Source organism: Alcanivorax sp. HI0044, assembly GCF_001634945.1.
Map to the genome: position 1 here is coordinate 1 of NZ_LWEZ01000105.1, position 671 is coordinate 671.

The window sequence follows — 671 nt, forward strand, 5'->3', positions numbered from 1 at the left end:
TGGCTTTCCAGTGCCTGCTGCAACGCTTCAGCGCCCGCAATATCCATACTCAGCAGGATTTCCTGCGGCTTGACCGGGTCTTCCCTGTCGCCCAAATAATATTGCGAGAGAAAGGCTTCAAGAATTTCGCTGCTATCTTCCTCTCCCCGGGTATCCGGACGAAAGGTTCGGTGGCCAAGGATGCGGCCATCACGAATCATCAGCACTTCGATCACGGCCAGGCCATGGCGGGTTTCAATCGCAACCACATCCAGATCACCCTGCCCGGTTTCCGCGTACTGCTTTTGCTGCACGGACTGAATGGCGGCCAATTGGTCCCGCAGGATCGCCGCTTTCTCGAACTCCAGCGCCAGGGATGCCGCCTCCATATCGTCACTGAGCTGCTCCACCACTTCCCGACTGCGTCCATCCAGGAAATCCGCCGCCATTTTTACCTGGCGCGCATAATCGGCTTCACTCACCAGCCCTACGCACGGTGCCGTGCAACGATTGATCTGGTGCTGGAGGCAGGGACGGGTGCGGTTACGGAAATAGCTGTCGCTACAATTGCGGACCTGGAACACTTTCTCGATCAACGACAGGGCTTCACGTACCGCCCCACCACTGGGATAGGGGCCAAAGTACTGGCTGCCAGCCCGGCGTGTACCGCGATGAAAGGTGACGCGGGGAAA

1 protein-coding gene is annotated in these 671 nt (G+C 58.4%); it reads right to left on the minus strand.

Annotation, left to right across the window (positions count from 1 at the left end; all coding sequences use genetic code 11):
* Positions 1 to 671: UvrB/UvrC motif-containing protein (locus A3730_RS01225; RefSeq protein WP_197477213.1), on the minus strand; the 671-nt coding region annotated here is incomplete at both ends.